The following is a 23,620-nucleotide window of genomic DNA, read 5'->3' on the forward strand; positions in this document are numbered from 1 at the left end:
CGGGCGTCGGCTCAGCCGTCGACGGGGGTCGGCACCGGCAGCCGCCGCTGCACCGCCCAGATCGCCGCCTCCGTACGCGACGCCGACCCGGTCTTGCGCAGCAGGTTGGACACGTGCACGGTGACCGTCCGCACCGAGATGCCGAGGGCCCGCGCCGCCTGCTTGTTGGACATCCCGGCGACCAGGCAGCCCAGCACCTCGATCTCCCGCCCGGTCAGCTCGGCGTCCACCGGATCCACCGGCCGCTGCGACGCCATCCTCGGCGGGCGCGGGGCGGGTGGCGGGCGGAGCAGCGCCTCGGGCCCCCGGCCGGCGTGGGCGGCGAGCAGTTCGGTCAGCGCGTACGGGTTGCCGCTGGTGCGCTGCCAGACGGCGCGCACCAGCCGGCCGGACGGGCGCGGGTCCGCGTACACCTGGGTCAGCACCTCGGCGACCTCGGCCGGGAGCAGCGGTCCGAGGTGTTGGCGGACGGCGCCCCGGACGCCGCAGAGCCGGGCCAGGGCGCGGACCGCGAGGTCCGGCGCGACGGCGTCCTCGGCGGGCCGGCTCGCCACCACCAGCAGCGCCGGCAGGTCGGCGGCGGTCGCCAGCTCGCCGACCAGGTTCAGGCTGGCCGGGTCGAGGGCGTGCAGGTCCTCCACCACCAGTACGGCCGGGCCGGCGCCGACGAGCAGCCGGACGACCCGCACCGCGAGGCGGAGCAGGGTGCCCGGCGCGTAGCGCTCGCGCGGCGCGGTCGGCTGCTGGGCGAGCCAGGCCAGCGCGTCCGCCGGCAGGTCGAGCCGGCTCGTGTCCCGGCCCGTGAGAACGGCGGCCAGCCAGTCGTACGGGGCGGGGCTGTGCACGCGGGCGGCGCCGGAGAGCACCACCGCCGGTCGGGGGGCGAACGCGTCGAGGGCGGCCGCGACCAGCAGGGACTTGCCCACCCCGGCGGCTCCGGTGATCACCGCGACGGTCGGCGCGGACCGTCGGCCGGCGACCACGGTGGACCACGCCCGGTCGAGCTCGACCAGCTCGCCGGTGCGTCCGACCATCGACACCGGCATCATTCCCCAACCCTACGCAGTAGTGCGTAGAGACGGCGGGAGGGTGTTCTTGGCAAGCTTGACCCCATGACGCTGATCCTCCGCTCGGCCATCCTCAACGACATCGGCCTGGTTCGCACCAACAACGAGGACTCCGCCCTCGCCGGTGACCGCCTCGTCGCGGTCGCGGACGGCATGGGCGGCCTGCCCGCGGGCGAGGTGGCGAGCGAGATCGTCATCCGCATCCTGGACGAGCTGAGCCCGCCGACCGCCCCCGACGAGGCGGCCGCGGCGCTGCGCGCCGTGGTGAGCACCGCCAACCGGCGCATCCACGCCGCCATCACCGTCGACCCGGCGCGCGACGGCATGGGTACGACGCTGACCGCCGCCCTGCTCGCAGGGGACGCGCTGGTGCTGGCCCAGGTGGGTGACTCCCGCTGCTACCTGCTGCGCAACGGGGAGCTGACCCAGCTCACCCGCGACGACACCTTCGTCCAGGCGCTGGTGGACCAGGGGGCGCTCTCGCCGGAGCAGGCACGGCACCACCCGCAGCGGTCCCTGGTGACCCGGGCGGTGCAGGGCTCGGACACTCCCCCGGCGGTCGGGGTGCTCACGGTGGTCGCCGGCGACCGGCTGCTGCTGTGCAGCGACGGGCTCTCCGACTACGTCGAGGACGGGACGATCGCCGCGACGCTGATCACGTACGGCGACCGTCACCACTGCGGCGAGCAGCTCGTCAAGCTCGCCCACCAGGCCGGCGCGCCGGACAACGTGACAGTCGTGGTCTCGGACGTCGTCGCCGGCTGAGCGCGTCCCGGCTCCTGTCGCGGGCAGCCGCCGCCAGCTAGGTAGTTGTGCCATCTAGGTAGTGCCGCTATGTTCCTCGGGTGGATTCCGACCGGCGCGGGCAGTGGCTGCGCGGGGTGCTCGACCTCTGCGTCCTGGCCCTGCTGCGCGAGGGCGAGTCCTACGGCTACCAGCTCGCCCAGGCGCTGGAGGCCGCCGGCATCGGGCCGATCCAGGGCGGCACGCTCTATCCGGTGCTGCTGCGCCTGCAACGCACCGGCCTGGTCACCGCCGAGTGGCGGGAGGGCGCGTCCGGTCCGGCCCGCAAGTACTACCGGATCACCGACAGCGGGCGGGCGACCCTGCGCCAGGGCGGCAGCGCCTGGCTCGCGTTCGTCGCCCCGGTGACCGGCCTCGTCACGAAGGGGGTCGACGGATGAACGCCGACGAGTGGCTGCGGGTGTTCGCGGCCGAGTTGGACCGGCGCCGGGTCCGGGCGGACGCCGCCCGGCACGTGGTCGCCGAGGCGGCCACGCACCTGCGCGACAGCGGGGGCGACCCGTGGGCCGTCTTCGGCCGGCCGCAGGACTACGCCGCCGCGATCGTCGAGACCATCGGCACCTCGCCCGCCGCGCGTCCCGGACCGGTCCGGCTGCACGCCCGGGGCATCACCAAGCGGTACGGGCGACGCACCGTCCTGCGCGACGCGTCCCTGACCGTCCGGGCCGGACAGATCGCCGCCGTGATCGGGGCGAACGGCTGCGGCAAGAGCACCTTCCTGCGCGTCTGCGCCGGGCTGGTCTCCCCCGACGCCGGGGACGTGACCGTCTCCGGCCGGGTCGGCTACTGCCCCCAGCAGGGCGGCACCGCCGACTTCCTGCTGCCCGACGAGCACTTCGTGCTGGTCGGCGCCGGCCGGGGCGTGGCCCGGGGACCGGCCCGCCGCGCCGGTCGGGCGGCGGCCCGCCACCTCGGCTGGGAGGCCGACGGCGACGTCCTCGCCCGCAACCTCTCCGGCGGCACCCGGCAGAAGCTGAACCTGACCATGTCCACCCTCAGCGAGCCGGACGTGCTGCTGCTCGACGAGCCCTACCAGGGCTTCGACCAGGGCACGTACGTCAACTTCTGGGACCAGCTCGCCCGGCTGCGCGACGAGGGCCGGGCGATCGTCGTGGTGACCCACCTGCTCAACCAGCTCGACCGGGTCGACCTGGTGCTCGACCTGACCCCGGCCACCCAGGGAGGGCGTGCGTGAACCGCCTCGTCACCGTCGCCGAGATGACCCTGCGGGAGCTGCTGCGCCGTCGGGGCGTGCTCCTGCTGCTGCTGTTGATGCCGCTGGCGTTCTGGCTGATCCGGCGGGACTCGCACGTCGGGCAGTCCGTACGCTCGCTGCTGCTCGGCATCAGCTGGGCCGTCAGCACCGCCGCCCTCTTCGCCACCGGCGCGGCTCGCGAGCTGGAGCCCCGGCTGCGGCTGGCCGGCTACCGCCCGCACGACCTCTACCTCGGCCGGCTGCTCGGCCTGTGGGCGGCCGGGCTCATCCTGTCCGTGCCGTTCTTCGTGCTCACCGTCGTGGACGCGCCCGAGCTGCGGCACGGCGGGGTGGCGGTGGCGATGCTCTGCTGCGTGGGGGTGGCCGCGCCGTTCGGGATGCTGATCGGCGCGCTGCTCCCCCGCGAGTTGGAGGGGACGCTGCTGCTGCTCACCGTGGTGGCGGTGCAGATGCTGATCAACCCGGCCGGCACCGGCGCGAAGCTGACCCCGTTCTGGTCCAGCCGGGAGATCGCCACGTGGGCGGTGGACCACACCGACTCCGGCTACCTGGCGCGGGGTTCGCTGCACGGGCTGGCCGTCACCGCGCTGCTGATCGGCGCCGTGGCAGCCGTGTTCAGCGTCCGGCTGCGCCGCCGCCGGCACCTTCGACACCTGCCGATCGGCTGACCGGGCGTCGCCGCGGTCACCGGCGATTGCGGTTGCGGCGACCGCCGGGCCGGGATGGGATGGGCGGATGACCGTCCGCCGGGTGAACGCCGAAGAAAGACTGTCCACCAGCTTCGCGCTCGGCGCGTACGCCTTCGAGGCGTCGCCGCGCAGCGCGGCCCGGGCGGAGGAGTTCCGCGGCTACCTGCCCTACAACAAGGGCAACCGGACGCTGGTCGTCGAGGAGGGCGGCACCACGCTGGCCGCCGCCTCGGCCATCCCGATGCGGCAGAACCTGCGCGGCGAGGTGCTGCCGATGGCCGGCGTCGCCGGGGTGGCGAGCCATCCGCTGGCCCGCCGGCAGGGGCACGTACGCACGCTGATGCACCAACTCCTCGACGAGATGCGCGACGAGGGGCACCAGTTGAGCGCGCTCTACCCGTTCCGGCCGTCGTTCTACGCCCGGTTCGGCTACGTGGGGCTGCCGAAGCCGCGTACGGTCACGTTCTCGCCGGCCGACCTGGGCGAGCTGCTCGGCGCCGACCTGCCCGGCGAGGTGGGCTGGGAGCGGATCGGCGAGGGCTACCGGGACTGGCGCGCGTTCACCGAGCGGTGCCTGAACGAGCGGCACGGCTTCGCGATCTTCCCCGGCTACCGGGACGTGGGGTTGCGCGACCGCGACGAGCACTGGCTGCTCACGGCCCGCACGGGCGGTACGGTCACCGGCGCGGTGCTCTACCGCATCGACGACCACGGCGGCACGCTCGCCGCCGGCGACCTGCTCGCCGCCGATCCGCTCGCCCGGGCACTCATGTTGCAGTTCTTCGGGCGGCACGTCGACCAGGTGGAGCGGGTGACTGTGCAGGTGCCCGTCGACGAGGTGCCGGAGCTGTGGCTGACCGATCTGGCCGTGCACGTCGAGGCGCGGGTGGCCCGACCGAGCTACGCCGCGCCGATGGCCCGGCTGCTGTCGATCGACGCGCTGGCCGGGCTGCCCGTCGGGCCGGGCCGGGTGCGGGTGGAGCTGACCGGCGACCGGTGGCTGGCCGGGTCGTACCTGCTGGACGGCACGACCGGCGCGCTGGAGCTGGTCACCGGCGCCGCCGCCACCGTCGGCTCGCCGCCGGCCGCCACGCTGAAGGCCGCCGGCCTCTCCGCCCTGGCGTACGGGGTCCTGGATCCGGTCGAGGTGGGCCTGCGGGGGCTGGGCGACGTGTCGACGGACGCGGCGGCGGAACTGCGCCGCCTCTTCCCCCGCCAGAACCCGTACGTCTTCGCCGACTTCTGACCCCCGCCTCCCGCGGGCGTGGGTCAGTAGGGGTTGCCGTGGCCGGCGGCGCGACCGCGGAGCAGGGCGGTGGGGCGGCCCGGGAGGTGGCGCGCCGCCGACATCGGCGGGCTGGCGGTGTGCGCCCGGTCGGCCATGCCGGCGAAGAGTTCCTTCAGCGCGCTGAGCGCGTCGTGGCGCGGATGCCAGCCCAGCTCCGTCTCGGCGCGCTCGCTCGACATCAGCGGCGCGTGCAGCGCCAGCTCCACCCAGCCGGCGTCGATCGGTTGCAGCCGCGCCCGCCAGGTCAGGGCGGCGGCGACGCGCAGCACCGGGGCGGCGACGGGCACCGTCCAGCCGTGGAAGTGCCGGGCCACCAGCTCCGGGGTCAGCACCGGGTCCGCGGCGACGTTGAACGCGCCGCGCGCGTCGCCCAGGACCGCCCGGGCGTACGCGTCGGCGACGTCGTCGGTGTGCACCGCCTGCATCCGCAGCCGAGGGTTCGTCGGCACGAGCGGGATCCGGCCGAAGCGCAGCAGCCGGACGGGCGCGAACGGGCCGAGGAAGTAGCGGGTGATCTCGGTGGCCGCCGCCCGCTGGAAGTTCAGGCCGGGCCGCAGCCGCACCACCCGCAGCCCCGGGTGCTCGCGCTCGGCCCGGTCGAGCAGCGCCTCCACCTCGGCCTTGTCCCGGCTGTACGACGAGCCGGGCACCCCGGTCGCCGGCCAGCGCTCGGAGACCGGGTGGTCCTTCGGGCCGGGCGCGTAGACGCCTACCGACGACGCGTACACCAGGGCCGGCACGCCGGCGCGGACCACGGCGTCGATCACGGCCGCGCTGCCGCCCACGTTGGTCCGGTGCAGCACCCGCTGGTCGTGGCTGGGCTGGATCTGCCAGGCCAGGTGCACCACCGCGTCGGCGCCGGCGAAGACCTCGGCGAGCTGGTCGGCCGCGCCGGGCAGGCCGACGTCGCAGGAGTGCCACTCCACCTGGTCGTACGGCTCGCCGCAGTCCGGCCCGGGCAGCCGGCGGGCCACCCCGGCGAGTTCCACTCCGCGTTCCCGCCGCAGCCGGCGCAACAGGGCGGTGCCCGCGTTGCCGGTCGCCCCCACCACCACGATCCGCATGCCCGTCCCGTACCCGGTCAGCCCCGGCTCAATCGCCGATCACGCCCACCGTCGGGAGTAGGGCGAGCGGCACACCCGTCAGGGGCCGTCAGGGGCGGGGCGAGTGGCGGACCCAGTTCTTCTGCCCGCCCCGGCGGCGGCCCTGCGAGGCGGCGAGGCAGCGCGGGCAGATCCGGCCGACGGGGTCCGCCTCGGTGAGCACGTCCGTCGACGTGTACTCGAACCGCACGTGCGGGAAGCGGCGCAGCCGGGTCCGGCTGAGCGGGAGCCCGCAGACGGTCTGGTTCTGCCCCGGCAACCAGGCGTGCACCTCGCCGGCCGGCCCCCGTACGCCCTCCGGGTCCGTCTCCTCGCTGGAGGCCGCCACGGCCGGGGTGCTGCTCATCCTCATACGGGCACGGTTCCCCCACGCCGACCCGCCCATGCCTGCCGCGTCGGTGCGGGCGGCGACACGGCCGGCCCGGCCCGGCCGGCGGTCAGCCGCGCCGGGCCGGCGGCCTCCAGCCGGTCGTTCAGCGGCACGTTGAGGCGCGCGGTCACCCCGACGGTGACCAGGTAGCAGGCCAGCGCGGCGACGGTCCAGACGAGGACGGGGCCGCCCGTGTCGTCCCACCAGTCAACCGGGCGCTGCCCCTCCGGCCCATGGCCGAGCCGCTCGCCCCCATGAGCACCCGTCCACCGGGCTGTCACCCGAGACGGGGAGTTCGACCGCTGCCGGTGCCCGGCTGAACGGGCGCGGATTCGTCGACGTGACCTTGTGAACATCTGCGCGATGCCACACCATGCCGATGTTGATCGATATCGGCGAGAGGGCGGAGACGTGACCAGAGTGAGCGCGTGGGGTCGACTGCGGGCGATCGGAGTAGCGGCAGGAGTCCTGCTCGGGATCGCGGTCGTTCCGGCGCAGCCGGCGTCCGCGCAGACCGGGGCGATGATCCAGCCGGTGGGTGGGCGGGTCACGGGGGTGCTCGCGAACAGGTGTGGTGCCACCGACAGCGATCACTACGGGGTGGACATCGCGGGCAACAGCGGGATGGCGATCGGTGCGGCGTATCCGGGCACGGTGGCCTTCGCGGGTTGGACCTCTGGTGGGGGCAACATGGTGACGCTGTCGCACGCCGGTGGTTACCAGACCCGGTACCTGCACATGGTGGGGGCGGCGTCGGTCGCCGTGGGGCAGCAGGTCGGGCAGGGGCAGGTGCTCGGGCACGTCGGCAGCACGGGCAACTCCACGGGCCCGCACCTGCACTTCGAGATCCGCCGCCACGGCGCGGTGTACGACATCCGCCCGGCGTACGTCTGCGGCGGCACAGTCACCAAGGGCGCCCCGATCAACCTCCCGTTCGCCGACCTGACGCCGGTCAACGCCGTTCCCGACCGGGTCCTGGTGGTGCGCACCGACGGGACGCTCGCGGCCAAGGAGTCGCTGAACGGGACCGTGCACGAACTCAAGACCAACGTCACCAGGGTCTCCGCCGACCGCGACCGCGTCGCCGTGATCAGCACGAACGGGGCCGCCGAGGTGAAGGCCGGCGGCCTCACCGCCGGCTGGGTGACGCTGTTCCACAACGCCAGGGACGTCGTCGTCGACGGTGACCGCTACGTCGTGCTCGGCACCGACGGCAGGGCCTGGGCCAAGGACGGCCTCTACAGCGCCAACTGGGCCCACATCTCGAGCAACACGACCGTGATCGACGCGGCCGACGGTCGGATCGGGGTCATCGAGAACGGCGTCGCGAAGGTCAAGGAGGGGCCGATCAACGCGTCCTGGCACACCGTCGCGGCCAGCGCGACCGACCTCTCCCTCGACGGGGCCCGGATCGGCGTCGTCGAGGGCGGCACGGCCAAGGTCAAGGAAGGGCCGCTCAACGCGGCCTGGGTGAACCAGGCCGCGGGCCGGCAGGTCGTCGTCGAGGGCTACCGGATCGCGGTACGGGACGACAGCGGCAACGCCTACGTGAAGGCCGGCCCGCTCAACGGGAGCTGGGAGCACGTCGCCACCGGCGCCACGGATCTCGACGTCGCCGGCAACCGGATCGCCGTGGTGTCCGGCGGCTGGGCCCGGGTGAAGGAACCGAACCTGAACTCGTACTGGGTGGACGTCGTCGTCAACGCCCGGCAGGTGGCCCTCGCCAACCAGTGACGCCCCACCCGAGGGAGAGCGCGCAGGTGGTCAGGAGGCGGGACGGGGGCGGGCCCAAGCGGTGAAGCGGTCGGCCAAATCGACGCGGGAACCGCCGCCGTCCAGCTCGGCGAGCTGGGCGGCGGCCTCGACCTGGAGGGTGGCGAGGTGGACCAGCAGGGCGGTCCGGTCGGTCCGGTACTCGCCGAGCAGGCGCAGCTTCGCCGCCGAGCAGGGCCAGGCGATCCCGCAGGCCGCGCAGCGCCAGGTCGGGCGGGACGGTACGTGGTCGCGTCGCCGGGTCACCGCGACGGCACCCCGACGACGGTCGCCCGGTCCAGCCGGACGGAGGCGTACCGCTCGCGGGGTCGAAGCGTGCCGTCCGGGTTCAGCTCCCGGCCGCGCAGCTCGACCCACTCCGCGCCCTGGAACGGGCCCCGGCCGAGGACCTCGGTGACGTACATCGTGAGGGCCCCGACCCCGAACCGGTAGGAGTCCTCCGGGACGCGGATCACCTCGCCCGGCGCGATCGCGCGCTCCCCGCGCGGCCTGTCGACCGTCACGTCTTCCTCCCGCCCGTCGGCCGGCCGTCACGTGGAAGGGGGCCGCCCACGGACGCCCGCCCGGGGCGGCCCCCGCGAGGACCGCCCCCGGCCAACGCTCCACGAGCAGCCCTCGCTGGTGACACTCTGCTGTGGAGGCGACTACGCTCGGAAGGCTCCGCGCGCGTCCGGGCCGGGCTGGCCGAGCCCGCGCCCGACGGGTGGCGCCGCAGGTAGTCGATCTTCAAATTGGGAGGCCCTGAATGGCCGACGTGCCGAGCCCGCTCGCCGCCTTCATCGTGGGCGAGATCCGCCGCGCCCGAGGCGACGCCGGCATGACGCAGGAGACCTTCGGCCGGGGCGCGGGCTTCAGCGCGTCGCACGTCAGCGCCGTCGAGGGCGGCACCCGGGCGCTGACGATGGACTTCATCAAAGGAGCCGACCGGGCCCTCAGGACCGGCGGGCTCTTCGAACGACTCGTCGCCAGCGTCGGCGCCCCGTCCTGGTTCCTCCCCTGGCTCGACGCCGAACGCGCCGCACGACAACTACGGCTGTTCGAGCCGCTGTTGGTTCCCGGGCTGCTGCAAACCGAGAACTACGCCCGCGTGGTCATGCGCCTCAACGACCTCATGTCAGCGACGGAGGTCGACCAGCAGGTCAGCGCCCGGATGGACCGGCAGAGAATCTTGACCGGCGAGAACCCGCCGCAACTGGTCGCGGTCTTGGACGAGTCGGCACTGAGCCGGACCGGCGACGGATTCAGCGGCATCATGGCCGAGCAGGTGTCGCACCTCGTCGCGATGGCGGAACTACCGCACGTTCACGTGCACGTGATTCCAGCGACGACCGGCCTGCACATCGGGCTGTCCGGCCCCTTCGCGCTGGCTCGGTCCGCCGACGGCGGCTGGGTCTGGCATCTGGAAAACCAACTGGGCGGAGTTGTTGCGGACAGTAAGGATGATGTGGCTAGTCTTCTGGCGAAGTGGGAAGGCGTGCGGAACGAAGCGCTCCCGCGTCGGCAGTCCATTGACCTCATGAAGGAAGTGTGGAGCCATCATGGACCTCAGTAGCGCTCAGTGGCGCAAGTCCAGCCGCAGCGGTTCGAGCGGCGGGAACTGTGTCGAGGTGGCCGACAACCTGCCCGGCGTGGTCGCCGTCCGCGACTCGAAGGACCCGACCGGCCCCGCCCTGACCTTCGCCCCCACGGCGTGGCGCGCGTTCGTCGCCCGCACCGCCGGTCGGGCCTGACCTCCTCCCGTACGCCCGGAGGTGCCCGCACCGGGCCTGCCTCATCCCGTACGCCCGGAGACGCCCGCCCACGACGGGCCGGCGTCTCCGGCGGCGGTTGCCTGCGCTCGGCCGGCCCTCACCCGACGACACCCGTGTCACGTCGACCGGGGGTCTCCAGCCTCGAACTGATCGTCGTGAAGCCTCCGCCGGAGCGGGCGGCGTCGGCGATGGCCGTGAGCACCTCGAGGACGTGGAGCCCCCGTGTCGCCGCGGCCAGCGCGGGCTGCCCCGCCAGGATGGCCCTGGCCATCTCGACCAGACCCATCCCCATGAACCCGTCGGAGTCGCGTGGGCCGGGGAGCACCTCGACGAAGTCGGTGCTGCCCGCCGCCCTGAGCAGCACGGGGCCGCCCCACGAGTTGGCCTGCGCCGCGACGATCGTGCCCTCGGTGCCGTGGATCTCGAGGTGCGGCGTACGCGTCGCCACGACGTCGAAGCTGGTCACCAGCATGCCCATGGCCCCGCTGGCGAACTCCAGGACGCTGTTGATGTGGGTGGGTGTCTGCACGCTGAAGGTCGCCCCCGCGCGGGGCCCGGCCAACACGACGCGTTCGGTACGCGCGGTCGCGCCCAGCGCCCCCACCCGGACGACGGAACCCATGAGTTCGGTCAGCACCGTGAGGTAGTACGGACCGATGTCGAACAGGGGTCCGGCGCCCTCCTGGTAGAGGAACTCCGGCTCGGGGTGGAACCGTTCCGGCCCGGCGTTCATCATGGCGGCGTTCACCGAGGTCGGGGTGCCGATCGCGCCGTCGGCGAGCAGCGCCGCGCAGGTCTGCGCCCCGACGCCCAGGAAGGTGTCCGGCGCGGTGCCGACCTGCAACGACCGCGCCCGGGCGGCCTCGACGATGCGGTGACCGTCGGCCATGGTGGTCGCCAGGGGCTTCTCCGTGTAGACGTGCTTGCCGTGCTCCAGGGCGCGCAGGGTCACCTCGGCGTGCGCCCTGGGTGGGGTCAGGTTGAGGACCAGGTCGATGTCCGGATGGGTCAACAGGGCGTCGACCGGGTGCACCTCCGGCACCGCGTGGGCAGCGCCGAGCGCCCGCGCGCGCGCCGGGTCGGCGTCGGCGCAGGCGACGACGGTGACCGCCGGGTCCCCGGCGAGGTTGGCCAGATAGCGGGAACTGACGTTTCCGCACCCCACGACCCCCACCCGCACGGACCCTCCGTCGTGGACCATGTCAGGAGAGCCTGATCTCGTGGCCGGCACGCGCCGACTCGTAGATCCCGTCGAGCATGCGCATGACCTCCGTGCCGTGGGAGACGGGGGCCACCTGCTCGGCCTCTCCCAGGCACAGCGAGACGAAGTGCGCGATCTCGTTGGCGAACCCCTCGGCGAAGTCGAAGCTGAGGTGGTCGATCTGGGGTCCCACGTTGAGGATGGTGTCGTGCATCTCGGTGGCGATCCGAAGCTTCGGTTCGAGTTCCGCGCCACCGCGCTCGCCGAAGACCGCCACTTCGAGGCGGTCCTCGAGGGCGTGCAGGGAGTAGCTGGTCTCCAGCGTCAGGGACGCCCCGTTGTCGAACCGGATGAGGGCCGTGGCGAAGTCCTCGACGTCGCTCTGGGTCGGGTCGTAGTCCGCGACCTTGTACCGCGACAACGACGTGACGTTGGCCCGGTTGCCCAGCCGGGTGTGGGTGACCGCGCTGACCGTGACGGCCTTCGGGGTGCCCATGAAGTACCAGCAGAGGTCCAGCACGTGCACGCCGATGTCGATGAGCGGTCCCCCGCCGGACCGCTTGTGGTCCGCGAACCAGCCACCGGGGTTGCCGAGCCGTCGGATGTTCGTCGCGCGCGCGTGGTAGACGTCGCCCAGCAGCCCGGCGTCGACGAACGACTTGAGAACCTTGGCGTTCGCGCCGAAGCGCCGGACGAAGCCGACCTCCAGGTGCCTGCCGCTGCGCTCGACGGCCTCGACGAGCGCCTCGGCCTCGCCGGCCGTACGGCTCAACGGCTTCTCCACCAGGACGTGCTTGCCGGCGTCGAGCGCCGCTGTGGCGATCTCCGCGTGGCTGTCGTTCCACGTGCAGATGCTCACCGCGTCGATCTCGGGGTCGGCGAGCAGGCTGTCGAGCGTCGGGTGCACGCGGGTCACGCCGAAGGTCTCGGCCTTCTGCGCGCTCCGCTCCTGGTTGACGTCGAACACCCCGACGAGGTGGACGTCCGGGTTGGCGGCGTACGCGCCCAGGTGCATCTCCGCGATGCTCCCGACGCCGATCACGCCCACGCCAAGCCGGCTCACTTCGCCGCCTCCGCCTCGGCGAAGAGCCGCTTCGCGTTGGCCAGACCGATTGGGTTGGCCATCAGGCACTCCTCGATGCCCTCGAACTCGATGGACACGAAGCCGTCGTAGCCGGCGTCGACGATGCCCCGCACGATCCTGCGCATGTCGAGGTCGCCGTAGCCGACGATGGAGCCGAGCAGGTAGGTGCCGCCGGGGGTGTGGTGCCAGCCGTCGCCGGGGTACTGCGAGCGGACGTAGAAGTCCTTCAGGTGCACGATGCTGGCGTACGGGGCGTTCTCGGCGACCGACACCACCGGGTTGTCGTCGACCGACATGAAGTTGCCGACGTCGAGGGTCGTCTTGAAGTTCGGCTCGTCGACGAGGTGGATGAGCCGGCGTACGCGCTCACCGCCGTTCATCAGCAGACCGTGGTTCTCCACGCTGGTGGTGATGCCGTACGGGGCGGCGTACTGGGCGATCTCCTTGCACGCCTCCACCATGCGGGGCAGCAGCGCCTCGAACTCGGCGATGTCCTTCGCCCGGTGGGCCCACTTGGCGACGTCGTGGCGGAAGAGCTTGATGTCCAGGGCGGCGGCCACCTCGATGTGCCGCTTGACCCGCTGCATGCTCTTCTCCGCGCCCTCGCCGAGGAGGTCGGCCGGGACGACGAGGTTGGACAGGGTGACGCCCTGGTCGGCCGCGCGGGTCTTGATCTCCTGGACGAACCCGGGGTCCTGGTCGAGGGTGGAGGTGTCGTTGGAGATCTCCGGGGAGAGCGACACCGTCGCGATCTCCATGTGGGTGGCGTCGCTGGCGCCGATCCAGTCGATGACCTCGAAGAGGCTCATCCGGTTGGTGCGCAGGTGCTGGTAGAAGGAGTAGGAGCTGAAGCCGAACTGCACGGGTACTTCCTTCGGTCGGGGTTGGCGGGGTCAGGAGGAGAGCGCGGCGTACTGGCGGCGTCGTTCCGCCTGGCGCGCCGGGTCAGGGATGGGCGACGCCATGAGCAGCCGGTTCGTGTACGCATGGCTCGGTCGTGACGTGACGGTGTCACCGTCACCGGTCTCCACGATGCGGCCCTTGAGCATGACCGCGACCCGGTGGCAGATGTAGCGGACCACCGACAGGTCGTGGGAGATGAAGAGGTACGCGACGCCGGTCTGCTCCTGGATGTCGATGAGCAGGTCGAGGATGCGTGCCTGGGTGGAGAGGTCGAGAGCGCTGACCGGTTCGTCGCAGACGATGAGTCGGGGCTTCAGCGCGAGGGCGCGGGCGATGGCGATCCGCTGCCGTTGCCCGCCGGAGAACTCGCGCGGGTACCGCCGCCCGGCGTCGGCTTCCAGGCCGATCTGGCCCAGCAGCTGACCGATCCGCGCGGAGGCTTCGGCTCCGGGCATTCCCTGCGCCCTGAGCGGCTCGGCGAGGATGCTCTCGACGGACATCGCCGGGTTGAGCGACGAGTACGGGTCCTGGAAGACGACCTGGATGTCCCGGCTCAGGGCCCGGCGGGCGCGCCGGTTCGCGTGGGTGATGTCGGCGCCGTCGAACGTGACCGTGCCGGCGCTGATCGGGGCGAGCCCCAGGAGCGCGCGGCCCAGGGTCGTCTTTCCCGAGCCGGACTCGCCGACCAGGCCGACCGTCTCTCCCGCCCGGATCTGCATCGAGACGTCGTGCAGCGCGTGGAAGGACGGACTGCGCCACCCGGACCCGCGATAGACGACGTTGACGTCGCGGACGTCGAGCAGCGGAGCGTCGGAATCGTTGCGGGTGCTCATGACTGCACCTCCTGAAGGTCGTCGCGCGACCGCCGGGGAGGGGCGTCCTCCAGGGTCGCGTCCAAGAGCATGCGGGTGTACTCGTGCTGCGGGTTGGCGAAGAGTTCGGCGACGGGTTGCTGCTCGACGACGAGGCCGTCCCGCATCACCGCGACCCGGTCGCAGAGGTCGGCGACCACACCCAGGTTGTGGGTGACCAGGATGAGGCCCATGTTGCGTTCCCGTTGCAGGTCGCGGAGGAGTTCGAGGACCTCCACCTGGACCGTGACGTCGAGGGCGGTGGTCGGCTCGTCCGCGATGAGCAGCTCGGGATCGCAGGAGACGGCGCCCGCGATGAGCACCCGCTGTGCCATTCCTCCGCTGAGCTGATGGGGGTAGGCGGCGAGCGTGCGGGCGGGGTCGGGAATGCCGACGCGTTCGAGCAGGTGCAGGGCCCGCTCGTGCGCGGCCTTCCTGGACAGGTTGAGCTTGCGCCGCATCGGCTTCGTCAGCTGGGCGCCGACGGTGAAGGACGGGTCCAGGTTGGACATCGGCTCCTGCGGCACGTAGGCCATCTGCGGCCCGCGCAGCTTCTGCAACTCGCCCTCGCGCAGCCCGATCAGGGACCGCCCGTCGAGGGAGAGGTGCCGGGCGGACACGGAGGCGTCGGGTGGCAGGAGTCCGAGGATCGCGAAGGACGTCTGGGACTTCCCGGAGCCGGACTCCCCGACCAGGCCGAGCACCTCTCCCCGCGCGACGTGCAGCGACACGCCCCGCACCACGTCCTTGGTGGCTCCGTCCTCGGCCACGTACCGCACCGACAGGTCCTCGACGCGGAGCAGGGTGTCCGCGGGGAGGGCGGTCGCGGGCGTACGGTCGGCTCCGCCCTGGACGACCGTCGTGTCGTCCCGGCCGGTGGACCGCGCGGCCCGCTTGGCCTTGGGTTTGCGGCTGACCCCCAGCGAATCCGCCAGGGCCGTGCCGAAGAGCACGAGTGCCATGACCGTGAGGCCGATGGCGACGCCGGGCGCGATGACCAGCTCGGGCGCGCGGTGGAAGTTCTGGAAGGCGTTGCTGAGCTCGCCACCCCAGCTGGGGCGCTGCGGGTCGCCGAAGCCGAGGAACTCCAGGCCGGACTGGACGATGATCGCCATGCCGAAGATGAACGAGGACCGCACGAGGACCGGCCCCAGCACCACGGAGAGCACGTGGCGGAAGATGATGCGCAGGTCGGAGAGCCCCGCGACGCGGGCGGCGTCGAGGTAGAGCTCCTCGCGCACCGCGATCACGGCGCTCCGGGTCAGCCGGAAGATGTCCGGCGACGCCAGCACGCCAAGGGTGATCATCGTCGGGGCGAGGCCGCTGCCGAGGGAGGCGATCACCACGATGATGATGAGGATCTCCGGCAGCGACATCAGCATGTTGAAGATCCAGCTCGACACCCCGTCGAACCGCTTCGCGCGGTAGCCGGCGAGCAGACCTGCGGGAATCCCGCACAGGAGGGCGACGGCGACCATGATCGCGCCCGCCTGGAGGCTCACCCGGCCGCCCCACAGGAGGCGGCTGAGGATGTCCCGCCCGTTGCCGTCCGTGCCGAGCGGGTGGTCGCCGCTCGGCGGGCGGAGCGCCTCCGAGAGCACCACCAGGTTCGGGTCCTGCGGGGCGAGCAGCGGCGCGAGGATGCTCGCCGCGACGATGGCCAGCAGGACGCCGCCCGCCACCACGCCCATGGGGTTACGCAGGAACGAGCGGAATCTCCTGGCTGTCAGGCCCGCGCGGGGCGTCACGTCGGCGCTCATGCGTTCCGTACCTTCGGGTTCAGTGCGGCGTAGAGGATGTCGACCGCGAGATTGACGAGTACGACGACGAGCACGGTGAAGAGCAGGACGCCCATGATGACGGGGATGTCGCTGTTGCCCGAGGCGTTGATGGCGACGGCGCCGATGCCCTGGAGGCCGAACACGCGCTCGATGATGGCGGCGCCGCTCATCGCCGCGATGAACTGGAGGGAGAGCATCGTCAGCGCCGGCGGAGCCGCGTTGCGCAGGACGTGGGTGAGCAGGATCTCGCGCTGCGAGAGGCCCCGGCTGCGCAGCGTACGGACGTAGTCCTGGCTGTTGACGGTGATCACGGAGTTCCGCAGTTGCTGGGCGATGGCGGCGATCGAACCGATCGACAGCGCGACGATCGGCAGGGTGATGGACCAGAGCCAACCGCCGGGTGAGTCGTTCAGGTGCACGTAGCCCGTGGCGGGGAACCAGCCCAGCTGCACGGCGAAGACCAGGGCCAGGATGATCGCGACCCAGAAGTTCGGGAGGCTGAAGCCGAACACCATGAACACCTGGAGCACGCGGTCGAACGTCCCGGGCCGGGTCGCCGCGAGCAGTCCGAGCACGACGCCGAGGACGGCGGCCACCAGGACGGCGCCCAACGCCAGGGAGACGGTGACCGGCAGCCTCGTCACGATGAGGTCGCTCACGTCGGTGTTCTGCGCGGACGAGACCCCCAGGTCACCGCGTACGACCCCGCCCAGCCAGCTCAGGTACTGCTCGACGAGCGGCCGGTCGAGGCCGAGCTGCTCCCGCTTGACCGCGACCTGTTCCTCCGTGGCGTAGAGGCCGAGCGCGCCCCGGGCCGGATCGGAGCCGGTGAGCATGAGGAAGAAGAACATCCCCGTCACGACGGAGAACGCCAGCAGCAGGCCCGTGGCCAACCGCCGACCGATGAAGCCCAGCATGCCTGCTACCTCCTAGATGAGCTGTAGTGATCCACCGGATGGGCCGGACCGTTGCCCGACCCATCCGGGGTCGATCGGCGGTTACTTCGCCGGGGCGAAGAAGCGGAGACTCGGCATGAGCTGCGCCTGCTGCATGGTCACGTCGATGTCGGACTTGAACAGGTAGACGTTCTCCTGCGTGACGATCGGCGCGAACCAGGCCTGCTCGACGAGGTGGGTGTTCAGCTCCTTGTAGAGGGCGGCCTGCTTGTCACCCTGCGCGGCCGGGATCTCCTTGAGCAGCCGGGTGACGGTCTCGTCGGTGTACTTGAAGTTGTTCCACAGCGACGTCGGGGTGAGCTTGTTCAGCACGTCCGTCCACGCCGGGATGTTCGTGGAGAACGAGAGCATGAAGGCCGGCTGGCCCTTCAGGGTCTCCAGCCCGCCGTTGGCGAAGCCGTTGACCGGCACCTGCTCGACCGTGATGCCCACGTCGCCCAGGTACTGGGTGACGATCGGCACCAGCGGAGACATGAAGCCCTCGCTGTACGAGACCTTGATCTTGAAGCCGCTGCCGTAGCCCGCCGAGGCCAGCAGCTCGCGCGCCTTCGCCGGGTCGTACGGGTAGCGCGCGTTCAGCTCCGGCACCCACGCCTCGCTGGACGGGTTGAAGGTCTGCGTGGAGACCTGGCCGAAGCCGCCGTAGTGGGTCTCGAGGATGGCCTTGCGGTCGAGCGCGTGGTTGATCGCCTGCCGCACCCGCACGTCGCCGAGTGCCGCCGACGCCTTGCCGGCGCGGTCCTGGAGGATGATGCCCTGCCACTCGCCGGGCACCGTCTTGACGGTGAGCCCGTCGGTCTTGGCCTTCGGCACCATGTCGGGGGTGCCGTACATGAACTGGATCTGGCCGGTGGCGAGCGCGTTGTACCGGGCGGTGAACTCCTCGTACGGGCGGATCACGACGTTCTCGAAGGGGAACGCCTCGCGGTTCCAGTAGCCGTCGCGCGCCTTGAACGTGTACTTGACGCCCTTCTCGGAGGCGCCCGCGTCGTACGTGTAGGGCCCGGAGCCCACCGGGTTCGAGGCGATGGTGCCCGCGCTGAGCGCCTTGGGGCTCGCCATGTACCCCGTGTACGTCGCCAGGGCGGCCAGGAGGCCGGGGCTGGGCTCGCTGAGGTGCAGGCGCACCGTGGCCTTGTCCACGACCTCGACGCGCTCGATCGCCCGGGCCCCCTCGGAGGCGCTGCCCGCCCCCTTCTTGCGCGCCTCGAGGTTGACCTTCACCACGTCGGCGTCGAAGGCGGCGCCGTCACTGAAGGTGACACCGTCGCGCAGCTTCAGGGTGAGCTCGGTGAGGTCGGCGTTGTACTCGTACGAGGTGGCCAGGTTGCCCTCGATCTTCGACTCGGACGTCTTGCGGAGCAGCGGGTCGTAGACGGCCTCCGCGTAGTGGATGACCGCGCCTTCCTTCATCTCGGCGGGGTCCCAGGTCAGCAGGTCGCCGTTGTTGCCCAGGACGAGCTGGGACGAGCCTGCTTCATTCGCCTGCCCGCCACCGCTACAACCGGCGAGGGCGAGAGCGACAACGGCAAACGCTGCCGTCAGCGTGCGTGTCAGTTGCACCGTGTTCCCTTCTATTGCTGCAAAGCCAGCGCCGGTCGGCGTCGCTGTAAGTGACGGGGATCGGATCAGCGGATCAGGCGATCCCGAGTTGTTGGCTCATGACCATGGCGGTCGCGCCGCGCAGGACGATGTCGTCGCCAAGCTCCGAGAGCCGCAGCACGATGTCGCCGTGGACCTCGGTCAGGGCGCGCTGTCGGATGGTTTCCATCGCCGCGGCGGCCAGCGGTCCTTCCAGCACCCGGTGCGGCCCGCTGAGGACGATTTCCGAGACGTTGATGGCGGCCACGATCGGAGCCAGCACCGAACCGAGTGCCTCGCCCGCGGCGGCGAGGACCCGGGTGTGCTCCGCGTCGGTACGCGCTTCCGAGAGGTCTTCCTGGATGCGCCGGGTCGACAGCCAGGTCTCGAGGCAGCCGAACTTTCCACAGACACAGGCCCGCTCGCTGCCGGTGTCCACGACCACGTGGCCGATCTCGCCGGCCGCGAACCTGCTGCCCAGGACGGGCGTGCCGCCGAGCAGCAGACCCGCCCCCACACCGACACCGACCCGGACGAGGAGGGTGTCCGCCGCGCTCTCGCCGTAACTACGCTCGGCGAGCGCGGTCGCGTTGGCGTCGTTCGACACGACCACGGGGCAGCCGAACTGCTCGGCCAGCACCGACCGGAGGTTGAGGTCCTTCCAGCCCAGGTTGGGTGCGCTGAGGACGACGCCACCGAGGTCCACGATCCCCGGGATGCCGATGCCGATGCCGAGCAGCGGCGCCGTCACCTGTTCGCGCAACGCCCCGACGAGACCGATGACCTTCGCCAACGCGTCGGCTCCGGTGCTGCCCTCGATCTCGACCTGATGGCGAGCCACCACCGAGCCGCCGAGGTCGAGCACGGCCCCCCGGTAGAGCGTCGAGTGGCTCAGGTCCACGGCGACCGACTGGCAGGCGTGCTCGTTGAACTCGAGCATCATGGCCGGCTTCCCGGGCCGCGTCCCCGCCCGCGTACCGACCTCGACCACGAGGTCGTCCGCGAGGAGGTCGCTCACGACGTCCGAGACCGAGACCCTCGTCAGCCCCGTGCGTCGCGCCAGATCCGCCCGGCTGTGCGGCCCTTCCCGGTACAGCGTGCGCAGCAGCAACTCGCGGTTGTGCACGCGGGCCTGCTCCGGGAGCACCTTCTCGCCGGAGCGGACCCGGGCCGGAACCCGGTCTCGCCGCAGGGTCCCCACCGGGCGGTCCTGGGGCTCCGGCGGTGTGGTTCCCGTCTCATCAATGCAGGTCACCCGGTTAGTACAGGCGGCTAACAAACTGCGGACAAGAACGCGGCTCGCGTTGTTCCCAAGTTGTTACATTCCCATGGCCCGCTTTTCGCGGCGGCTTCGGCCAGTTAACACCCCTGGTAGAGCCGCCGACCACGACGCTGGACGGGCCCGGCAGCGTGCCGGCGAGCCGACACGGCGACGAGGAGGGACACCATGGGCGCCGGCTCTCCGATAAGGTCCGACCGGAGGCTCGCCAGCCTTCTTCAGGATCGATCGTCGGACCACGACCGGCCCCCGCCTGCCTGGATCAAATCCCCCCGAGGGCCGGGCAGTTGACCTTCCGGCGGCCTCCGCGCCGCCCGGCCTGATTCCTCCCGTACGCCCGGAAGCGCCGTCGCGGACGGGCGCTCCTCGCCTGAGCTGCCGGTTCCGCCTACGGCACGAAAGCCGAGAGTCGCAACCGGCCGCCTTCCGGTAACCTGAGCGCGCGGGCCGCTAGCTCAATGGCAGAGCTGTGGACTTTTAATCCATAGGTTCAGGGTTCGAGTCCCTGGCGGCCCACTCCTCCGCAGGTCAGCGGCCCTTTAGGGGGTCGCTCTTGCCATGCTCCGGGCCGATACAGCAGCGAAGTACAGCAGTGGGCCCCTTCACCGATCGAGCGCGCTGCCGAGCCGCCTGAGGGCGTCGCGGGTGGCCGCCGATGACACCACCGTGTAGATCTCCATCGTGATGGCGAACTGGGCGTGCCGGAGGATCTGCATCGCCACCCGGGGATGGACGTCCAGGTCGGCCAGGAGCGAGGCGCAGGTCCGCCGGGCGTCCCGGACGGTGATCCGCCGGACTCCGGCAGCATCGCAGCGCCGGTCCCAGAAACGGTTGAAGTTCCGTGGTTCGAGCGGCCGACCGTAGCGAGTGGTGAAGATCAGGTCTGACGGCTGCCAGGCCGGGCCGGCGGCGTCCCGGGCGGCGACCTGCGCGGCACGGCGGCGGTCAAGCGCCACGGTGCAGATGTCCGGCAGCGGCAGGATGGCGTCCGAGGCGGCCGTCTTCGTCTCCCGGTGCAGCAGTTCGGCACCCACCCGCTGGAGCTGCCGATCGATGGTCAACTCCCCCGCGTCGAGGTCGACGTCAGCCCAGGTGAGCCCCAACATCTCGCCCTTACGCAGACCGAGCACCAGGACCAGGACGTACGCGGCGTAGAGCGGATCGTCGTCGGCGCGGGCCGACTCCAGGAATCGCCGCGCCTCGTCGCTCGTCCACGCCTTCCGCTTACGCTTCCGTACCGGTGGCAGCTTCACCAGGGACGCGACATTGCGGGTGATCAGCCCTTCGGTGATCGCATGGGAGAGCAGCGTCCGGAGCACGGTCCGCAGATGGGTGACGCTCGTTGCCGAGGGCAGATCCTTACAGCAGCGGCCGAGGGCACAGCAGCGACGCTGGGCGGGCTTGCGCCGCTCGTCCTTGCCCTGGGCGCAGCACTGGCAGGTCCGCCCGACCTCGTTGATCCACGTCTGGACGTCACTGACCCGAAGCTTGTCGAGCCGCTTCCCGCCGAGACCCGGCACAAGGTAGAGCCGGACCACCACCTCGTAGGTGACGTAGCTGCCCGGAGCGAGGTTCGGCTTGACGATCTCCCGCAGCCAGTAGCCGGCGTACTCCCCCACCGTCGGAGAGCGCGTCGCCACCGGGCCGGCTTTGGCCTGCCCGTGCAGCTTGATCCACTTGTCGTGGACCTCCTCGCGGGTCTTGCCGTAGACCCACTTCCGACCCCGCTTGCCGTCGGGCTTCTCGACCCAGACGTACGCGGCAAAGCCGTTCCGGTACGGGAAGATCGAGCCTTCGCCGTTGGCTCGACTACGTCCGGGCATCAGGCCGCCTCCTGCCGCTCGACCTGGTCACGGATGTAGTCGTCGACCCATTCGGGGAGGATCCGGCGGTACTTGCCGTCCTTGATAGAGCGCAGCTCGCCAGTGGCGATCTTCATCTTGACCTTGGAGATGCCGAAGCCGAGCAGACCGGCGACCTCGGCGGGCGAGTACCAGCGCGGGGTGAGGTCTCTGCTCATGCGGCGGCCCCGACGAGCCAGGCTTCGTGGGCGAGTTCTTCCCGGCCGATGCGTCTGGCCTGCCGGCGCTGGGCGGCTGCGGTGTTGGCCAGGAGCGCATCGCCGTCGGTGAGCCACCCGGAGCCGGCGTAGGTGAGAACGCCAACCGTCACGGTGTCGGTGGGGTCGTCGTCCTCTGCGCGGCGGTAGGTCGCGCGGGTGTCCCGAAGCAGGCCGAAGGTGACGGAGTAGCGGCGGGCCTTGGTGAGGAAGTGACCGCCGAAGCCGAGCATGTGCGCCCAGCGGCGCAGCCCGGCGTAGGCGTTCGGTTTGGTGTCAAGGCTGCCTTGACGGTCGCCGGCCGTTGCGGCGCCGCTGGCGGTGTCGGTGACGGTAGGCCGCCCGAGGTGCCAGCAGGCGTCGATGAGGCGGGCGAGCTGGTCGCCTTCCGGATCGGCGTAGTCGTCGATCGTGGCAGGGGTGAGTCGTATCGATTGGTGGCCGGTGGCTTCGGTCGCCTTGGTGGCGTACTTGGCGAGGTAGGCGGCCACCTTGGCGTCGGTCAGCTCGCCGCTGGCGCTGTTGATTCGCCGGACGTCGACCTGCTCGCCCCAGGCGACCGCCCAGCCCTGTGGCTGGTCGGGGTGCGAGGGTGTGGTGACGGTGATCTGTCGGGCGGCGGCATGGACGGCTGCCTCCAGGTCGTCGACGGTGATGCCGGCCGGCGGCGGCACGAGTGCGTCCAGGTCGTCGGGGTCGACGCCGTCGAGGCGCAGCAGGACGTGGAAGTGCACAGCTGCCCGGCGCTGCATCTCGGCGACCTTCCCGTGCGACACCCGAACCGGCGGCAGCCGGCGCACCTTGCCGGAGTCCGTGACGACCTGGACGAAGGGGATGCCGCGTCTGCGGCAGAGGCCGGCGAGGTGGCGTTCGATGGCCTGCTTCGTGCGCCGCCACAGTTCGCCCGAGAAGTAGTTCCAGACGACCTGGTGGCCGTGGTCGTAGCAGTCCAGGCACAACGGCTGACCGAGCCGCGGATCACCGGCCTCGTGACGGGCGAAGCACGCCGCCGGCTGCCCGTGCCGGCAGGTGCCAGCGCTGCTCCGGGCACGGCAGGGAGCCGGACGGCAGTCGCAGCGCTGCCGGTTGGTGCAGGTGTGGCGGGGGACGTGGCGGTGGTGGACCGGGCCGAAGGACGGCGCGGTGAAGGTGGCGAAGACGACCGGGTGCCGACCGACCGAGGCGGGGACGCCCTTGCCGCCAGTCAGGCCGCAGCGCACGACCTGGTAGGCGTCGCCCTGGTAGACCCAGGCGCAGTCGGGGCAGTGCGATTCGCGGCGGTTGCCGCACGCCTTGTAGAGCGCCCCGTCGGGCAGCTCGTCGGTGTGCTGCTCGCCTAGGACCCGGCCGGTGTCTCGCTCGACGGCGGCGATCGTGCCGGTAAGTCGGATCGGGCGGGCGCAGCCTCCGGCGGTGCGAGTGTGCTCCAGCCAGCCGGAGAACTCCGGCGTGGTGGCGCGGTGCAGGGCTTGGGCGTCACGGCCGCTGGCGATGCCAGGGCGGTACAGGTCGAGGGGTGTGGACACGGCTTTCTCCTCACGGGGCGGCAGGGACGGAAGACGAAGCACCACCAGCCGTGGACGTCGGTCCGCTGGTGGTGTTCGTCGTGTCTCCTGGCACCGCCGGAAGGGCGGCTCACGCCGGAGGGCGGCTGGCTGGTAATGCCAGATCCCGCCGATCGGTCATGTCCTTTGCGCTCGTGGACTCGGTGATAAGGGCCGGCACGGGTGGGGAACCTGGGATGTCGGCATCCGGTGGATCGCTGCAGGCTGCCCCACCCGTGGAAATAGCGAATCCGGGCCATCGTGGACGGCAGGGAAGGCCGCAGTGAGCCGCTAAACGGATTCAGGGACCGGCACAGCGG

At 71.6% G+C, this 23,620-nt stretch carries 25 protein-coding genes and 1 tRNA gene; 9 read left to right on the top strand and 17 right to left on the bottom strand.

Translation table 11 applies throughout. The features are described from left to right. Positions 1–11: 11 nt before the first annotated feature. Positions 12–1,049 carry an AAA family ATPase gene (locus ACLQ20_RS17810; RefSeq protein WP_425856641.1) on the bottom strand — a complete coding sequence of 346 codons (1,038 nt, stop codon included), beginning with the start codon at positions 1,047–1,049 and terminating at the stop codon, positions 12–14. Between the two features lie 63 nt (positions 1,050–1,112). Between ACLQ20_RS17810 and ACLQ20_RS17815 the strand changes: the two genes are divergently transcribed. The 5 genes from ACLQ20_RS17815 (at position 1,113) to ACLQ20_RS17835 (ending at position 5,022) form a co-directional block, all read left to right on the top strand. Continuing rightward, positions 1,113–1,832: a PP2C family protein-serine/threonine phosphatase gene (locus ACLQ20_RS17815; RefSeq protein ID WP_151452588.1), complete on the top strand. Its 720-nt coding sequence runs from the start codon at positions 1,113–1,115 to the stop codon at positions 1,830–1,832. Positions 1,833–1,912: 80 nt separating this feature from the next. Then, positions 1,913–2,251, top strand: a complete 339-nt coding sequence (locus ACLQ20_RS17820; protein ID WP_151452587.1) for a PadR family transcriptional regulator — start codon at positions 1,913–1,915, stop codon at positions 2,249–2,251. Next, positions 2,248–3,066 (top strand): ATP-binding cassette domain-containing protein, encoded by an 819-nt coding sequence (locus tag ACLQ20_RS17825; RefSeq protein WP_311412189.1) that lies wholly within the window; start codon positions 2,248–2,250, stop codon positions 3,064–3,066. Before ACLQ20_RS17820 ends, ACLQ20_RS17825 begins: the two co-directional genes overlap by 4 nt. After that, positions 3,063–3,755 (top strand): hypothetical protein, encoded by a 693-nt coding sequence (locus tag ACLQ20_RS17830; protein WP_327030219.1) that lies wholly within the window; start codon positions 3,063–3,065, stop codon positions 3,753–3,755. The genes ACLQ20_RS17825 and ACLQ20_RS17830 overlap by 4 nt, the downstream gene beginning before the upstream one ends. A 67-nt stretch (positions 3,756–3,822) precedes the next feature. Continuing rightward, positions 3,823–5,022, top strand: a complete 1,200-nt coding sequence (locus tag ACLQ20_RS17835; RefSeq protein ID WP_425856646.1) for a GNAT family N-acetyltransferase — start codon at positions 3,823–3,825, stop codon at positions 5,020–5,022. Positions 5,023–5,045: 23 nt separating this feature from the next. Here ACLQ20_RS17835 and ACLQ20_RS17840 read toward each other — a convergent pair whose 3' ends face one another. From ACLQ20_RS17840 to ACLQ20_RS17850, 3 genes are all read right to left on the bottom strand, one after another. Then, positions 5,046–6,128: an NAD-dependent epimerase/dehydratase family protein gene (locus tag ACLQ20_RS17840; RefSeq protein ID WP_327030217.1), complete on the bottom strand. Its 1,083-nt coding sequence runs from the start codon at positions 6,126–6,128 to the stop codon at positions 5,046–5,048. Positions 6,129–6,216: 88 nt separating this feature from the next. Continuing rightward, positions 6,217–6,519, bottom strand: coding sequence for a hypothetical protein (locus ACLQ20_RS17845; RefSeq protein WP_358114382.1), 303 nt, complete (start codon positions 6,517–6,519; stop codon positions 6,217–6,219). Then, a complete protein-coding gene (locus ACLQ20_RS17850) occupies positions 6,516–6,818 on the bottom strand; it encodes an anthrone oxygenase family protein (RefSeq protein WP_425856651.1) in 303 nt (100 codons plus the stop codon). Before ACLQ20_RS17850 ends, ACLQ20_RS17845 begins: the two co-directional genes overlap by 4 nt. 130 nt (positions 6,819–6,948) lie before the next feature. Between ACLQ20_RS17850 and ACLQ20_RS17855 the strand changes: the two genes are divergently transcribed. After that, the gene (locus ACLQ20_RS17855) at positions 6,949–8,271 is read left to right on the top strand and encodes a M23 family metallopeptidase (RefSeq protein ID WP_425856654.1); all 1,323 of its coding nucleotides are present in this window, start codon (positions 6,949–6,951) and stop codon (positions 8,269–8,271) included. A gap of 30 nt (positions 8,272–8,301) precedes the next feature. On the opposite strand, the gene ACLQ20_RS17860 is transcribed toward ACLQ20_RS17855, so the two are convergent. Continuing rightward, positions 8,302–8,556: a flavin reductase gene (locus ACLQ20_RS17860; protein ID WP_151452580.1), complete on the bottom strand. Its 255-nt coding sequence runs from the start codon at positions 8,554–8,556 to the stop codon at positions 8,302–8,304. Next, positions 8,553–8,813: a hypothetical protein gene (locus ACLQ20_RS17865; RefSeq protein ID WP_425856656.1), complete on the bottom strand. Its 261-nt coding sequence runs from the start codon at positions 8,811–8,813 to the stop codon at positions 8,553–8,555. Before ACLQ20_RS17865 ends, ACLQ20_RS17860 begins: the two co-directional genes overlap by 4 nt. 242 nt (positions 8,814–9,055) lie before the next feature. Between ACLQ20_RS17865 and ACLQ20_RS17870 the strand changes: the two genes are divergently transcribed. Beyond that, positions 9,056–9,862 carry a helix-turn-helix domain-containing protein gene (locus tag ACLQ20_RS17870; RefSeq protein ID WP_425856659.1) on the top strand — a complete coding sequence of 269 codons (807 nt, stop codon included), beginning with the start codon at positions 9,056–9,058 and terminating at the stop codon, positions 9,860–9,862. Next, the gene (locus ACLQ20_RS17875; RefSeq protein WP_151452577.1) at positions 9,849–10,040 is read left to right on the top strand and encodes a DUF397 domain-containing protein; all 192 of its coding nucleotides are present in this window, start codon (positions 9,849–9,851) and stop codon (positions 10,038–10,040) included. The genes ACLQ20_RS17870 and ACLQ20_RS17875 overlap by 14 nt, the downstream gene beginning before the upstream one ends. Before the next feature lie 118 nt (positions 10,041–10,158). Here the strand turns inward: ACLQ20_RS17875 and ACLQ20_RS17880 are convergent, their stop codons facing one another. From ACLQ20_RS17880 to ACLQ20_RS17915, 8 genes are all read right to left on the bottom strand, one after another. After that, positions 10,159–11,241, bottom strand: a complete 1,083-nt coding sequence (locus ACLQ20_RS17880; protein WP_425856662.1) for a Gfo/Idh/MocA family protein — start codon at positions 11,239–11,241, stop codon at positions 10,159–10,161. A 22-nt stretch (positions 11,242–11,263) separates the two neighbouring features. Then, positions 11,264–12,325, bottom strand: coding sequence for a Gfo/Idh/MocA family protein (locus tag ACLQ20_RS17885; protein WP_151452575.1), 1,062 nt, complete (start codon positions 12,323–12,325; stop codon positions 11,264–11,266). Beyond that, the gene (locus ACLQ20_RS17890) at positions 12,322–13,209 is read right to left on the bottom strand and encodes a sugar phosphate isomerase/epimerase family protein (protein WP_327030209.1); all 888 of its coding nucleotides are present in this window, start codon (positions 13,207–13,209) and stop codon (positions 12,322–12,324) included. Before ACLQ20_RS17890 ends, ACLQ20_RS17885 begins: the two co-directional genes overlap by 4 nt. Positions 13,210–13,239: 30 nt before the next feature. Further along, a complete protein-coding gene (locus tag ACLQ20_RS17895) occupies positions 13,240–14,082 on the bottom strand; it encodes an ATP-binding cassette domain-containing protein (protein WP_425856668.1) in 843 nt (280 codons plus the stop codon). Continuing rightward, the gene (locus ACLQ20_RS17900; RefSeq protein ID WP_425856670.1) at positions 14,079–15,860 is read right to left on the bottom strand and encodes an ATP-binding cassette domain-containing protein; all 1,782 of its coding nucleotides are present in this window, start codon (positions 15,858–15,860) and stop codon (positions 14,079–14,081) included. The genes ACLQ20_RS17895 and ACLQ20_RS17900 overlap by 4 nt, the downstream gene beginning before the upstream one ends. Continuing rightward, entirely contained in the window at positions 15,857–16,798 is a 942-nt protein-coding gene (locus ACLQ20_RS17905) for an ABC transporter permease (RefSeq protein ID WP_151452571.1), read from the bottom strand. The genes ACLQ20_RS17900 and ACLQ20_RS17905 overlap by 4 nt, the downstream gene beginning before the upstream one ends. 81 nt (positions 16,799–16,879) lie before the next feature. Next, positions 16,880–18,400 (bottom strand): ABC transporter substrate-binding protein, encoded by a 1,521-nt coding sequence (locus tag ACLQ20_RS17910; RefSeq protein ID WP_151452570.1) that lies wholly within the window; start codon positions 18,398–18,400, stop codon positions 16,880–16,882. Positions 18,401–18,473: 73 nt separating this feature from the next. After that, positions 18,474–19,619, bottom strand: a complete 1,146-nt coding sequence (locus ACLQ20_RS17915) for an ROK family transcriptional regulator (RefSeq protein ID WP_425856674.1) — start codon at positions 19,617–19,619, stop codon at positions 18,474–18,476. Between the two features lie 522 nt (positions 19,620–20,141). On the opposite strand from ACLQ20_RS17915, the gene ACLQ20_RS17920 reads away from it, so the two are divergent. After that, positions 20,142–20,213: transfer RNA gene (locus ACLQ20_RS17920), tRNA-Lys, on the top strand. Between the two features lie 86 nt (positions 20,214–20,299). Here the strand turns inward: ACLQ20_RS17920 and ACLQ20_RS17925 are convergent. From ACLQ20_RS17925 to ACLQ20_RS17935, 3 genes are read right to left on the bottom strand one after another with little or no spacing between them, the layout of a single operon-like run. Further along, positions 20,300–21,520, bottom strand: a complete 1,221-nt coding sequence (locus ACLQ20_RS17925) for a tyrosine-type recombinase/integrase (RefSeq protein WP_425856676.1) — start codon at positions 21,518–21,520, stop codon at positions 20,300–20,302. Next, positions 21,520–21,717, bottom strand: coding sequence for an excisionase family DNA-binding protein (locus ACLQ20_RS17930; RefSeq protein WP_425856679.1), 198 nt, complete (start codon positions 21,715–21,717; stop codon positions 21,520–21,522). Before ACLQ20_RS17930 ends, ACLQ20_RS17925 begins: the two co-directional genes overlap by 1 nt. After that, positions 21,714–23,282 (bottom strand): replication initiator, encoded by a 1,569-nt coding sequence (locus ACLQ20_RS17935; protein ID WP_425856682.1) that lies wholly within the window; start codon positions 23,280–23,282, stop codon positions 21,714–21,716. The genes ACLQ20_RS17930 and ACLQ20_RS17935 overlap by 4 nt, the downstream gene beginning before the upstream one ends. Between the last annotated feature and the right edge of the window lie 338 nt (positions 23,283–23,620).

Origin of the sequence: Micromonospora sp. DT46, from assembly GCF_049841735.1 — a bacterium.
In the GTDB taxonomy this organism is placed as follows: domain Bacteria; phylum Actinomycetota; class Actinomycetes; order Mycobacteriales; family Micromonosporaceae; genus Micromonospora; species Micromonospora reichwaldensis.